The organism is Citrobacter sp. S55_ASV_140 (assembly GCF_018919505.1).
In the GTDB taxonomy this organism is placed as follows: Bacteria; Pseudomonadota; Gammaproteobacteria; order Enterobacterales; family Enterobacteriaceae; genus Citrobacter; species Citrobacter werkmanii.
The window spans coordinates 1-13,349 of record NZ_JAHLQZ010000111.1 but is presented as its reverse complement, the minus strand read 5'-3'; the positions used below and the strand labels follow the sequence as shown (position 1 = coordinate 13,349).

Below are 13,349 nucleotides of genomic sequence, written 5' to 3'. Positions count from 1 at the left end.
TTGATGAATCAGCAGTGAAAAGATGAATTTATTGAATGGGCGTGTTTTTCAGGCCGGATAACTTGCAGGTATTGTTATCCGGCCAAAGAGATTAAATGACGTCTATCTCAGCAACGGACGGATAAATCCAGCTCGGTCTGAACGGCATGCTGTCGATGTCGTCAAGCGTTGAGACGCCAGACAATACCAGAATGGTTTCCAGACCGGCCTGGAAGCCCGCCAGAATATCGGTACGCAGGTTATCGCCAACGATAACGGTCTCTTCCGAGTGCGCCTGCATTTTGTTGAGCGCCGCGCGAATAATCCACGGACTGGGTTTGCCGACATAAAACGGCTTACGGCCAGAGATTTTCTCGATACCGGCGCACAGTGCACCGCAGGCGGGATAAAAGCCGCGGCCGTGAGTATCCGGGTTTGTGGCGATGAAACGCGCGCCGTTAGCGACAAAATATGCCGCTTTATGCATCATGTCCCAGTTATAGGAGCGCGTCTCGCCAACAATCACAAAATCGGGGTTCACGTCGGTAATGGTAAACCCGGCTTTATACAGCTCATGAATTAACGCGCCTTCACCTACCACGTAGGCTTTTTTCCCTTCCTGGCGACGAAGAAAATCAGCGGTAGCCATGGCGGAAGTATAAAAGACGCTATCGGGGACATTCACTCCCGCGGTGGCGAAGCGGTTTGCCAGATCTTGCCCGGTCTGTGAAGGATAGTTAGTCAGCAGAACTAACGGCAGGCCTTTTTCCAGGATCCCGGTCAGAAATTCTGCCGCACCCGGTACGGCGACATTGTCGTGCATCAGCACGCCGTCGATATCACAAATTACATTCTTAATGGTCATGAACAACCCAGGGAATTAGTTATGAGTCTTATAGTAATCCACTACTATATGAGAGCATTAGTTTTCCAGCAAACGTTGCAGCAATGTCCCGTTGAGCATCGCACGCTTCACCAGCGCAAAGGCGCCAATGGCGGAACGGTGATCCAGCGTGGAACGAACCACCGGTAAATTGTGGCGAAACGCTTTCAACGCCTGCGTGTTGATACAGCTTTCTATTGCAGGCAGCAGCACTTTATCTGCCTCAGTAATTTCGCCTGCAATGACGATTTTTTGTGGGTTAAACAGGTTGATAGCGATGGCGATGGTTTTACCCAAGTGGCGACCAACGTGTTCAATCACTTCTGCTGCCAGGTTATCGCCCTTATTTGCCGCCTTACAGATAGCTTTAATATTGCAATCATCCAGCGTGAGTCGGCTGGGATAACCCTGTTTCAGTAAGTTTTGCACGCGGTGCTCGATAGACGCATTGGCGGCAATGGTTTCCAGACAGCCGAAGTTACCGCAGTGACAGCGCTCACCCAGCGGTTCAACCTGAATGTGACCAATCTCGCCCACGTTGCCATTGCGACCGATGAAAATTCGGCCATTGGAAATAATTCCCGCCCCGGTTCCGCGGTGAACTCGCACTAAAATGGAGTCTTCGCAATCCTGGCTTGCCCCGAAATAGTGCTCGGCCAGCGCCAGGCTGCGGATATCGTGACCGACAAAGCAGGTAACCTTAAAGCGTTTTTCGAGCGCCTCGACCAGCCCCCAGTTTTCGACCTGAATGTGCGGCATATAGCGAATGACGCCGCTTTCAGGATCAACCAGGCCGGGCAAGATGACGGAAATCGCAATCAGCTCGCGGATTTTCCGCTGGCAGCTGTCAATAAAAGTGGCAATGGTGTTGAGCAGCGCATACTCCAGCGTTTCCTGGGTGCGCTCCGGGAGAGGGTAATGCTCTTCGGCGATCACTTTACTGCTCATATCATAGAGCGTGAGCGTCGTGTCGTGACGGCCCAGACGTACGCCAATGGCGTGGAAATTGCGGGTTTCGGTGACGATAGAGATAGCGCGGCGGCCCCCGGTGGAGGCCTGCTGATCGACTTCTTTGATCAGCCCGCGTTCGATCAACTGACGCGTAATTTTGGTTACGCTGGCGGGGGCAAGCTGGCTTTGCTCGGCAATTTGAATACGCGAGATTGGCCCATGCTGGTCAATCAGGCGATAAACCGCCGCGCTGTTAAGCTGTTTTACGAGATCAACATTACCTATTTGAGCTTGTCCGCCTGGTGTCATTCTTTCTCTTACTCAGTAACGACCTCGTTGCCATTAACGATGGTCTTGATGATTTTAAAGTCGTGCGTAAACGCAGTCAGGTTGGCTACTTTGCCTGGCGCGATGCTGCCGAGTCGTTTGTCGACGCCAATGGCGCGAGCAGGGTAGAGCGTTGCCATGCGTAACACTTCGTCGAGAGCGATATTCGCATGTTCGACCAGATTGCGTACGCCTTCAATCATGGTTAATGATGAACCGCTCAATGTACCGTTCTCATCAACGCACAATCCATTCCGGTAGTATATTGTTTTACCAGCGAAAATGAACTGTTCAATATTGGCACCTGCTGGCGCGGTCGCGTCGGTGACCAGGCACAGCTTGTCGCCTTTCAGGCGCTTGGCATTACGGATGTTAACGTAGTCAACATGCAGACCATCAGCGATGATACCGCAATAAATATCGGCTTCGTCAAGAATAGCGCCCGCCAGGCCTGGTTCGCGGCCCGTTATATAAGGCATGGCGTTAAACAGATGCGTTGCAAAGGTAATCCCTGCGCGGAAGCCGATTTTGGCCTCTTTTACCGTCGCATTGGAGTGACCGGCGGAAACCACGATACCTGCATTTACCAGTTTGGTGATGACCTCTACCGGGACCATTTCTGGCGCCAGCGTCACTTTGGTTATCACGTCAGCATTATCGCACAGGAAATCAACCAACGCAGCGTCCGGTTGACGGACAAATCCCGGATTATGGGTGCCTTTTTTCACCAGATTGAGCCACGGACCTTCCAGATGAAGTCCTAATGCCTGATTCGGGTGTTTCGCCAGGTATTCACGCATGACGCGAACGCCTTGTTTCATCAGGTCATCGCTGGTGGTGATAAGCGTAGGCAGATAGTTGGTGCAGCCTGATTTTTCATTGGCTTTCTGCATGATTTCCAGCGTTTCGACGGTCACGGCTTCTGCCGTATCGTTAAACTGTACGCCACCGCAGCCGTTTAGCTGTACATCGATAAAACCGGGGGAAATAATGGCCCCATTCAGTGAGCGCTGTTCAATTCCTGACGGTAACTCAGTCAGTGGGCAAACGCTGTCAATCAGGCCATTGGCGACAACAATCGCATGGTCATCAAGAATTTCGTGACCGGTAAAGATCCGGCCCTGGGTTAAAGCATACATTCCGACCCCCGATTTCAAAAAATGCCGCCCTGCAACTTATCGACAGGGCGGAGACATCAATTACAGACCTTTAATATTTTCCGCTTCTAACTCGTTAAAGTATTTCAGCGTTTTCACTTTCAGTTCCATGGTGGAAGGCTCATCGCACACCACAACGGCTTTTGGATGCAACTGCAGACAGCTGATGGTCCACATGTGGTTAACGTTGCCTTCAACGGCGGCTTGCAGCGCCTGCGCTTTCTGGTGACCCAGTACCAGGATCATCACCTCTTCAGCATCCAACAGGGTGCCCACGCCCACGGTCAGGGCATATTTAGGCACCTGGCTTACGTCGCCGTCAAAGAAGCGTGAGTTAGCAACACGCGTGTCGTGAGTCAGCGTTTTGATGCGGGTACGGGAAGCCAAAGAGGAGGCTGGTTCGTTGAACGCGATGTGACCATCGTTGCCTACACCGCCCATAAACAGGTGGATTTTACCGTAAGAACGGATTTTTTCTTCATACTGACGGCATTCTGCATCAATATCCGGCGCGTTACCATTGAGGAGGTTGATGTTTTCTGCTGGAATATCAACGTGATCAAAGAAGTTACGATGCATGAAGCTGTGATAGCTTTCCGGATGCTCTTTCGGCAGGCCAACATATTCGTCCATATTGAAAGTAACAACATGCTTGAAGCTCACCTGGCCCGCTTTATGCATTTCAACCAATGCCTTATAAGCTGTCAGCGGAGTACCGCCCGTCGGCAGGCCCAGAACGAACGGGCGATCTGCCGTTGGTTTGAACGCGTTAATACGGTTAACGATATGGCGAGCAGCCCATTTGCCGACTTGTTCAGCGGTATTCAGGGGGATCAGTCTCATTCTTCACCTCAAAAGTAAATGTAAGCAATTGGCGGATTGAGTCTCTGTGCAGTATTAAGCGTAACCTGGTTTTGCATCGGTAAGGATCAATCCGTTTCGATTTTTTGAATGATAAAATAAGTTTTCGTAGTTAGCCAGTGAAAGGGAGGGTTAATAACGATATTTGGTGACTGGAATCACAAAAAACACGCGTTTAATTTGCGATACGAATTAAATTTTCACACACTCAGAATGTAGATGAATGGTTAATATCGTTGATCCAGAATCTTGCTGTCAGGAATGGTCGCACAATAAAAATATGGCTTCAAAGAAGCCTAATCGGGGTCTCGTAGGGGGAATAAAATGAATATTTTAGGTTTTTTCCAGCGGCTGGGTAGGGCGTTACAGCTCCCCATCGCTGTGCTGCCAGTCGCGGCACTGTTGCTGCGATTCGGCCAACCAGATTTACTAAACGTACCTTTTATCGCGCAAGCTGGCGGGGCTATCTTCGATAACCTGGCGCTGATTTTCGCTATCGGTGTGGCTTCCAGCTGGTCAAAAGACAGCGCGGGTGCGGCAGCGCTGGCAGGTGCGGTCGGTTACTTCATATTGACCAAAGCAATGGTTACCATTAACCCGGCCATCAATATGGGGGTACTGGCGGGTATCATCACCGGTCTGGTTGGCGGTGCGGTGTATAACCGTTGGTCTGGTATCAAACTGCCTGACTTCCTGAGCTTCTTTGGCGGCAAACGCTTTGTGCCGATCGCCACTGGCTTCTTCTGTCTGGTGCTGGCTGCTATCTTCGGTTACGTGTGGCCGCCGGTGCAGAACGCCATCCATGCGGGTGGTGAGTGGATCGTAGGCGCTGGCGCGTTGGGTTCCGGTATCTTTGGTTTCATCAACCGTCTGCTGATCCCAACCGGTCTGCATCAGGTTCTGAATACCATCGCCTGGTTCCAGATTGGCGAATTTACTAACGCCGCTGGCACCGTTTTCCACGGTGACATCAACCGCTTCTATGCGGGTGACGGCACTGCGGGTATGTTCATGTCTGGTTTCTTCCCGATCATGATGTTTGGTCTGCCGGGTGCGGCGCTGGCGATGTACTTCGCTGCTCCGAAAGCGCGTCGCCCGATGGTTGGCGGTATGCTGCTGTCCGTTGCGATCACCGCGTTCCTGACCGGTGTTACCGAGCCGCTGGAATTCCTGTTCATGTTCCTGGCGCCACTGCTGTATCTCCTGCACGCACTGTTAACCGGTATCAGCCTGTTCGTTGCGACGCTGCTGGGGATCCACGCGGGCTTCTCCTTCTCCGCAGGTGCTATCGACTACGTGTTGATGTACAACCTGCCGGCAGCAAGTAAGAACGTCTGGATGCTGGTCGTGATGGGTCTGGTCTTCTTCGTCATCTACTTTGTGTTGTTCAGCGCGGTTATTCGTATGTTTAACCTGAAAACGCCGGGCCGCGAAGATAAAGAAGACGATATCGTTACAGAAGAAGCGAACAGCAATACTGAAGAAGGTCTGGCTCAACTGGCAACCAGCTACATTGCTGCGGTTGGCGGTACCGATAACCTGAAAGCGATTGATGCCTGTATCACCCGTCTGCGTCTGACTGTGGCCGATTCTGGTCGCGTAAACGATGCGATGTGTAAACGCTTAGGCGCATCGGGTGTCGTTAAGCTGAACAAACAAACTATCCAGGTCATCGTAGGTGCGAAAGCGGAATCCATCGGCGACGAAATGAAGAAAGTTGTGGCGCGTGGCCCGGTTGCGGCAGCGTCTGCTGAAAGTGCACCAGCAGCAGCGGCCCCGGTGGCAAAACCGCAGGCTGTAGCGAACGCAGTCACCGTTGAAGCGCTGGTTTCTCCGATTACCGGTGACGTCGTTGCGCTGGAGCAGGTTCCTGATGAAGCCTTCGCCAGCAAAGCGGTAGGCGACGGCGTTGCGGTGAAACCAACAGATAAAATCGTGGTTGCTCCGGCTGCGGGCACTATCGTGAAAATCTTCAACACCAATCATGCGTTCTGTCTGGAAACCGTTAAAGGCGCGGAAATCGTAGTCCATATGGGTATCGATACCGTCGCGCTGGAAGGTAAAGGCTTTAAACGCCTGGTTGAAGAAGGTGCGGAAGTGACGGCGGGTCAACCGATTCTGGAAATGGATCTGGATTTCCTGAACGCCAATGCACGTTCCATGATTAGCCCGGTTGTGTGCAGCAACAGCGATGATTTCGGCGCTCTGATCATTAAAGCCGAAGGTCATGTGGTTGCCGGTCAGACACCACTGTATGAGATTAAAGGTAAATAACTGCTCCTGAGTAAAATGAGTTAAATGCCTTAAGCGGCGGGGGATATTCCTCCGCCGCTTTTTTTTGCAGCAATTGGCCCCAATATTTTCGATTGATACATATTTTGCGTAACTAAAGGTTGTCAGTCTGCCTGGCTTATAAGATCATATTCCGTTATACGTTGTTTACGCTTTGAGGAATCCACGATGAGTGAGGCTGAAGCCCGCCCGAGTAACTTTATTCGTCAGATCATCGATGAAGATCTGGCCAGTGGTAAGCACACCACGATCCATACCCGTTTTCCGCCGGAGCCAAATGGCTATCTGCACATTGGCCACGCGAAATCCATTTGTCTGAACTTTGGTATTGCGCAAGATTACCAGGGCCAGTGCAACCTGCGTTTTGATGATACGAACCCGGTTAAAGAAGATATCGAGTACGTTGAGTCGATTAAAAACGACGTTGAATGGTTAGGTTTCCACTGGACTGGCGACATTCGCTACTCGTCGGATTACTTCGATCAGCTTCATGCCTATGCGGTAGAGCTTATTAATAAAGGTCTGGCGTACGTTGACGAACTGTCAGCGGACGAAATTCGCGAATACCGCGGTACGCTGACTCAGCCGGGTAAAAACAGCCCGTTCCGCGATCGCAGCGTCGAAGAGAACCTCGCGCTGTTCGAAAAAATGCGTACCGGTGGTTTTGAAGAAGGTAAAGCCTGCCTGCGCGCGAAAATCGACATGGCGTCGCCGTTTATCGTGATGCGCGATCCGGTGCTGTACCGTATTAAGTTCGCTGAACACCACCAGACCGGCAACAAGTGGTGCATCTATCCGATGTACGACTTTACCCACTGCATCAGCGATGCGCTGGAAGGCATTACCCACTCGCTGTGTACGCTGGAGTTCCAGGATAACCGTCGTCTGTATGACTGGGTGCTGGACAACATCACCATCCCGGTTCACCCGCGTCAGTATGAATTCTCGCGCCTGAATCTGGAATACACCGTGATGTCCAAGCGCAAGCTGAACCTGCTGGTGACCGACAAGCACGTTGAGGGCTGGGACGATCCGCGCATGCCGACCATCTCTGGCCTGCGTCGTCGCGGTTATACTGCGGCCGCTATCCGTGAATTCTGCAAACGCATTGGCGTGACCAAGCAGGACAACACCATTGAGATCGCCTCTCTGGAATCCTGCATTCGTGAAGATCTGAATGAAAACGCGCCGCGCGCGATGGCGGTTATCGATCCGGTGAAACTGGTTATCGAAAACTACCCGCAGGGCGAGAGCGAAATGGTAACCATGCCTAATCATCCGAATAAACCGGAAATGGGCAGCCGTGAAGTGCCGTTCAGCGGTGAAATCTGGATCGATCGCGCTGACTTCCGCGAAGAAGCGAACAAGCAGTACAAGCGTCTGGTGATGGGCAAAGAAGTTCGTTTGCGTAATGCTTACGTGATCAAGGCCGAGCGTGTAGAGAAAGATGCGGAAGGGAATATTACCACCATTTTCTGCACTTACGATGCCGATACTCTGAGCAAAGATCCGGCCGATGGTCGTAAAGTAAAAGGTGTTATTCACTGGGTCAGTGCGGCACATGCGTTACCGATTGAAATCCGCCTGTACGATCGTTTGTTTAGCGTACCGAACCCAGGTGCGGCAGAGGACTTCCTGTCCGTGATTAACCCGGAATCCCTGGTGATTAAACACGGCTACGGCGAGCCATCGCTGCAGGCCGCGGTCGCAGGCAAAGCGTTCCAGTTTGAACGTGAAGGTTACTTCTGCCTTGACAGCCGCTACGCTACGGCTGACAAGCTGGTGTTTAACCGCACCGTTGGTCTGCGCGATACGTGGGCTAAAGCGGGCGAATAAGCCGCAACACATCCTGTCTAAACGCCGCTTCATGCGGCGTTTTTTTACGCCAAAACGTTTTCCAGGCTCCATTTGCGGAGCGAATTAATTACATGCCTGTAATAATGAATCGGCTGAATGTTTTTACCTTTAAATAACTTACCGCAATATGAAATCGGCTGAAACCGATTTCATCCCCATGGAAAACAAGCGGTTTTTTCTTTTTTTCAACGCTTTTTTATCTCCCGATGAAAATGTAACAGAAAGCAATGAAATATGTGCGGTTGCTCATACTATTACATACTCGTTACAGAAAGAGATTGATAATTCGCGTCGCGAAAAATAGTCTATTCATTGTAGTCACTGAGGTTTTCTTAGCACTACTTTTTTAATTTTTGTTTTTTCGCTGACCGCTTTTATCGGCAGCATTTTTATGTCAAAGAGGATTAACATATGCGTACGTTTAGTGGCAAACGTAGTACGCTGGCGCTGGCTATCGCCGGTATCACAGCAATGTCGGGTTTCGTTGTCGCTCCTCAGGCTCACGCCGAAGGTTTCATTGATGACTCCACTTTAACCGGCGGCATCTATTACTGGCAGCGTGAGCGTGACCGTAAAGATGTCACCGATCATGACAAATACAAAACCAACCTTTCTCACTCCACATGGAACGCCAACCTCGACTTCCAGTCCGGTTATGCGGCGGATATGTTTGGTATTGATATTGCAGCATTTACCGCGATTGAAATGAACGAAAGTAGCGAAAGCGGCCATCCAAACGAAATCGCATTCTCTTCAAAAAATAAAGGCTACGACGAAGATTACTCCGGCGATAAGAGCGGAATTAGCCTGTATAAAGCAGCAGCCAAATTTAAATACGGCCCAACCTGGGCGCGCGCCGGTTACATTCAACCAACCGGGCAGACGCTATTGGCTCCGCACTGGAGCTTTATGCCTGGTACTTATCAGGGTGCCGAAGCCGGTGCCAACTTCGACTATGGTGATGCCGGCGCACTGAGCTTCTCCTATATGTGGGCCAACGAATATAAAGCGCCGTGGCACACCGAAGTCGATAAATTCTATCAGGCCGATAAAAAGACCAGCGTAGATTACCTGCACTCAATCGGCGCGAAATATGACTTCAAAAATAACCTGTTGCTGGAAGCGGCATTTGGTCAGTCTGAAGGCTACGTCGATCAGTACTTCGCGAAAGCCAGCTACAAATTCGATTTAGGCGGTAACCCGTTTACCACCAGTTATCAGTTCTACGGCGCGCGCGACAAAGTTGATGATCGCACCGTGAACGATATTTATGACGGCACGGCCTGGTTGCAGGCGTTGACCTTCGGCTACAAAGTGGCGGAAGTGGTTGACCTGCGCCTGGAAGGGACCTGGGTTAAAGCGGACGGGCAGCAGGGGTACTTCCTGCAGCGTATGACCCCGACCTACGCCTCATCAAACGGTCGTCTGGATATCTGGTGGGACAACCGCTCCGACTTCAACGCCAACGGCGAAAAGGCCGTCTTCTTCGGTGCAATGTATGACCTGAAGAACTGGAACCTGCCGGGTTGGGCAGTCGGTGCGTCCTACGTTTACGCCTGGGATGCCAAGCCATCTACCTGGCAGCTCAATCCGGATGCGTACTACGACAAAAACCGGACTATCGAAGAGTCTTCTTACAGCCTGGATGCGGTCTATACCCTGCAGGACGGTCGTGCGAAGGGCACCATGTTTAAACTGCACTTCACCCAGTACGACAACCATTCAGACATTCCGAGCTGGGGCGGTGGTTATGGCAACATCTTCCAGGATGAACGCGACGTGAAGTTCATCGTTATTGCTCCGTTCACCATCTTCTAATGCCAACAGCGGCAGACCAGACGTCTGCCGCTCCGTTGAGGAAAGTGCTATGAAAAAACTGATACTCATCGCCATTATGGCATCAGGGCTGGTGGCTTGTGCGCAATCCCCTTCGCCGAAAGAAGACAGTCGCCTGAAAGAAGCCTACAGCGCGTGTATTAACACCGCGCAAGGATCGCCGGAGAAAATTGAAGCCTGCCAAAGCGTGCTGAATGTGTTGAAGAAAGAAAAGCAGCACCAGCAGTTTGCTAATGAAGAAAGCGTACGCGTACTGGATTATCAGCAGTGTATCCAGGCCACGCGCACGGGTAACGATCAGTCCGTTAATGCTGATTGTGACAAGGTCTGGCAGGAAATTCGTAGCAAGAACGCTGCGCAGTAATTCGAAAAATGCTACGGGCGGAGAATTTTCCGCCCGTTTGCTTTTCAGAGCTTATGTTCCACTGGTTGATAGCCCCGACTCAGTCGGACAAACAGCATTGCCGTGGCGGCGAGTCCACAAAGTGCTGCGCACATCAGCCACCATCCAGGTGAGCTTTTATCCCCGGTTAGCTGGACCAGCGCCGTGGATATGACTGGTGTAAGGCCGCCAAAAATCGCCGTGGCAAGACTGAATGCCAGTGAAAAGCCCACCGTACGGACATAGACAGGCATCACCTCGGTGAGTGCCGCGACCATTGCCCCGTTGTACATGCCAAAAAAGAACGAGAACCAAAGCAGGACCAGCGTCATGCGCATGAAGTCTGGCGCGGCGGTGAGCCAGTGCATTACCGGCCAGGTGGTAAGCAGTGCGAGTACGGTAATCCCCATCAATACCGGACGACGACCAATTCGGTCAGATATCGCTCCGCCAATCGGCAGCCAAATAAAGTTAGAAATACCGACCAGCATGGTGACTACCAGGCTATCGCGCGCGCTCAGGTGGAGTACGGCCCTGCCGTAGGTTGGGGTGTAGACGGTAATAAAGTAAAACGTCGTGGTGGTCATCGCTACCAGCAGCGTACCCGCAGCGATCAGACGCCAGTTTTTGATGATAGTGGTGAAAATTTCCCTGGTGTCGGGACGGTGCGTACGTTGTAAAAATGCGTCTGTTTCCTGAAGCGAACGGCGCAGGACGAAGATCAACGGAATAATCATACAACCAATAAAAAACGGAATGCGCCAGCCCCATTCAGAGATCTCATCGTGCCCCAGTGTGGCATTCAGAGCGTAGCCAATCAGCGCCGCCACCACAATGGCGACCTGTTGGCTGGCGGACTGCCAACTGGTGTAGAAACCTTTATTGCCAGGCGTGGCGATTTCAGAAAGATAAACCGAAACGCCTCCCAGCTCTACGCCCGCAGAGAAGCCTTGCAATAATCGACCGACTAATACCAGCACAGGGGCCAGCAGGCCAATGCTTTGATAACCGGGAACCAGGGCAATCAGCAGGGTACCGCAGCCCATGATCGCCAGCGTCACCATCAGTCCTTTACGGCGACCAATTCTGTCGATGTAAGCACCCAGCACGATTGCGCCAACGGGCCGCATTAAAAAACCCGAACCGAAAACCGCAAAGGTCAACATGAGCCCGGCAAATTCACTCTCCGCGGGGAAGAACGTCTTTGCGATATAGGTGGCGTAAAACCCGAACAGAAAAAAGTCGAACTGTTCGAGAAAATTACCGCTGGTTACCCGCAGTATTGCGCCGAAAGTTCCGGCGCGCGATGGTTGTTGTGTCATTGGGTTTGCTCCACTGTCTTATCATAATATTTATAGAGGTAAGAGTTTGCGGGTTAGTCGCCTGTGACCCCCGCTTGTTTGCCGCGCCGTTTCTCAATCGCCCACTTGAGTAAGGCTGCGCAGCGGTAAAATCCGTGGGCAAATTTTCCGTAAGGAATGGTCAGAAAAAGCGCCATGACCACGCCGAGATGAATGGCCAGTAAAATAGCCATCCATGAGGTGTCTCTTCCCGCCAGCAGCGCCAGACCGGTCAGACTGGTCAGCAGCAGCAGCAAAATAAAACCGCGATCCATCGGTTTTTGCCGTGCGTCGCCGTGTAGCGGTGAGCGTTTAAGATTCAGCCATAGTAAGCCAGCCGGGCCGACAACCAGACCAATGCCGCCCAGCGTGCCCAGCATCACCGGAACGCTGAAGAACGGGTAGGGCGCTTCTATGCCTGCAAAGTAGTGATAGCCTGTTGCCACCACGGTGGCGGCAAAGCAGAGCATAAAACCGTAGAAGGTAAAGTGGTGGAAACGGCGGCGCATCAGGGTGAAAGCATCATCCGCTTCGTTACAACCTTTGCCGTGGCCACCATCGAGATATTTCAGCGTCAGCGCATCGTGTGAGGCTTCAGCAATCTCGGCGGAACGCGGCATACCCGGAGAGATCTCGCGCCAGAAGCGGATCACGCCCGCCATCAGCAAACCGATCGCCAGAATAAAGACCGAACCAAACATCCAGGCCAGCAGGTTATGCGGGAAAATTTGATAGAAATCCCCGGCCAGCGGAGGATGGAATAGTGAACCTTTCAAACCTATAGCGAGGAGTAAAAACAGGATCAGACCGAAAACCAGCGCCAGCATCACGGTTACGCCCGCGCGACGATAAAGCGCGCCAAAGGCGGCGGGTTGCGCATAATGCTGATAGGTTTCGAGCCGGACCTCCGCCATCGCCTTTGGTACGTTGATGGCAAATTCATGAGGCGGGGCATACTGACACGCGTGCAGGCAAGCGCCGCAGTTATGGCACAAGTTCGCCAGATAGTTGATATCCGCTTTACCGAATTCCAGACGTTGCGTCATCGCCGGGAATACGGCGCAAAAGCCTTCACAATAGCGACAGGCATTGCACACCTGCATCACACGTTCAACTTCAGCTTCCGGTTCGGTGATAATTTGCGCTTCGATGATCAGTTTCTCAAGCTGCTTCATGACGTGTCTCCTTACGTGCGGCCAGCGCGGCTTCTTTTCCGGCAATGCGGCCAAAGGTGGTGCCGATCGACATCCCCACGCCAGCGGTGTAGCCCTTGCCCAACACGTTGCCCGCCATCATCTCTCCGGCGACGAACAGGTTACGGCTTGGAAGCCCGGCAAAATGCACAGCGGCGTGTTCGTTCACTTTTAACCCAAGATAAGTGAAGGTGATCCCTGGCCGCAGGGCATAGCCGTAGTATGGCGGCTGGTCCAGTGGTCGCGCCCAGTGCGTTTTCGCGGGTAGCAAATCTTTGGTGGCGCAGTTAT

11 protein-coding genes are annotated in these 13,349 nt (G+C 52.1%); 4 read left to right on the top strand and 7 right to left on the bottom strand.

Going from position 1 to position 13,349, the window contains the following annotated elements; translation table 11 throughout:
- Nucleotides 1-91 precede the first annotated feature (91 nt).
- From nagD to nagB, 4 genes are read right to left on the bottom strand one after another with little or no spacing between them, the layout of a single operon-like run.
- A complete protein-coding gene (gene nagD / locus KQJ18_RS15805) occupies nt 92-844 on the bottom strand; it encodes a ribonucleotide monophosphatase NagD (protein ID WP_038638796.1) in 753 nt (250 codons plus the stop codon).
- A gap of 57 nt (nt 845-901) precedes the next feature.
- Nucleotides 902-2,122: an N-acetylglucosamine repressor gene (locus tag KQJ18_RS15800; RefSeq protein WP_160955894.1), complete on the bottom strand. Its 1,221-nt coding sequence runs from the start codon at nt 2,120-2,122 to the stop codon at nt 902-904.
- Between the two features lie 8 nt (nt 2,123-2,130).
- Nucleotides 2,131-3,279, bottom strand: a complete 1,149-nt coding sequence (gene nagA / locus KQJ18_RS15795; RefSeq protein WP_085047510.1) for an N-acetylglucosamine-6-phosphate deacetylase — start codon at nt 3,277-3,279, stop codon at nt 2,131-2,133.
- Between the two features lie 60 nt (nt 3,280-3,339).
- Nucleotides 3,340-4,140, bottom strand: a complete 801-nt coding sequence (nagB, locus tag KQJ18_RS15790) for a glucosamine-6-phosphate deaminase (protein ID WP_003022803.1) — start codon at nt 4,138-4,140, stop codon at nt 3,340-3,342.
- A gap of 342 nt (nt 4,141-4,482) precedes the next feature.
- Between nagB and nagE the strand changes: the two genes are divergently transcribed.
- The 4 genes from nagE to chiQ all read left to right on the top strand — a co-directional run bounded on the left by nagE (nt 4,483) and on the right by chiQ (nt 10,507).
- A complete protein-coding gene (gene nagE, locus KQJ18_RS15785) occupies nt 4,483-6,432 on the top strand; it encodes a PTS N-acetyl glucosamine transporter subunit IIABC (protein WP_216422279.1) in 1,950 nt (649 codons plus the stop codon).
- Between the two features lie 186 nt (nt 6,433-6,618).
- The gene (gene glnS / locus KQJ18_RS15780) at nt 6,619-8,286 is read left to right on the top strand and encodes a glutamine--tRNA ligase (protein WP_038638804.1); all 1,668 of its coding nucleotides are present in this window, start codon (nt 6,619-6,621) and stop codon (nt 8,284-8,286) included.
- Nucleotides 8,287-8,718: 432 nt separating this feature from the next.
- On the top strand, nt 8,719-10,125 hold the full coding sequence (chiP, locus tag KQJ18_RS15775) for a chitoporin (protein ID WP_038638807.1): 1,407 nt from the start codon (nt 8,719-8,721) through the stop codon (nt 10,123-10,125).
- 49 nt (nt 10,126-10,174) lie between these two features.
- The gene (gene chiQ, locus KQJ18_RS15770; RefSeq protein WP_038638809.1) at nt 10,175-10,507 is read left to right on the top strand and encodes a ChiQ/YbfN family lipoprotein; all 333 of its coding nucleotides are present in this window, start codon (nt 10,175-10,177) and stop codon (nt 10,505-10,507) included.
- A 44-nt stretch (nt 10,508-10,551) separates the two neighbouring features.
- Here chiQ and KQJ18_RS15765 read toward each other — a convergent pair whose 3' ends face one another.
- From KQJ18_RS15765 to KQJ18_RS15755, 3 genes are all read right to left on the bottom strand, one after another.
- The gene (locus KQJ18_RS15765; RefSeq protein WP_038638812.1) at nt 10,552-11,847 is read right to left on the bottom strand and encodes an MFS transporter; all 1,296 of its coding nucleotides are present in this window, start codon (nt 11,845-11,847) and stop codon (nt 10,552-10,554) included.
- 53 nt (nt 11,848-11,900) lie between these two features.
- The gene (tcuB, locus tag KQJ18_RS15760; protein ID WP_216422277.1) at nt 11,901-13,040 is read right to left on the bottom strand and encodes a tricarballylate utilization 4Fe-4S protein TcuB; all 1,140 of its coding nucleotides are present in this window, start codon (nt 13,038-13,040) and stop codon (nt 11,901-11,903) included.
- A partial coding sequence (locus tag KQJ18_RS15755) for an FAD-binding protein (RefSeq protein WP_216422275.1) occupies nt 13,027-13,349 on the bottom strand: 323 nt, incomplete at its 5' end. The genes KQJ18_RS15755 and tcuB, both read right to left, overlap by 14 nt.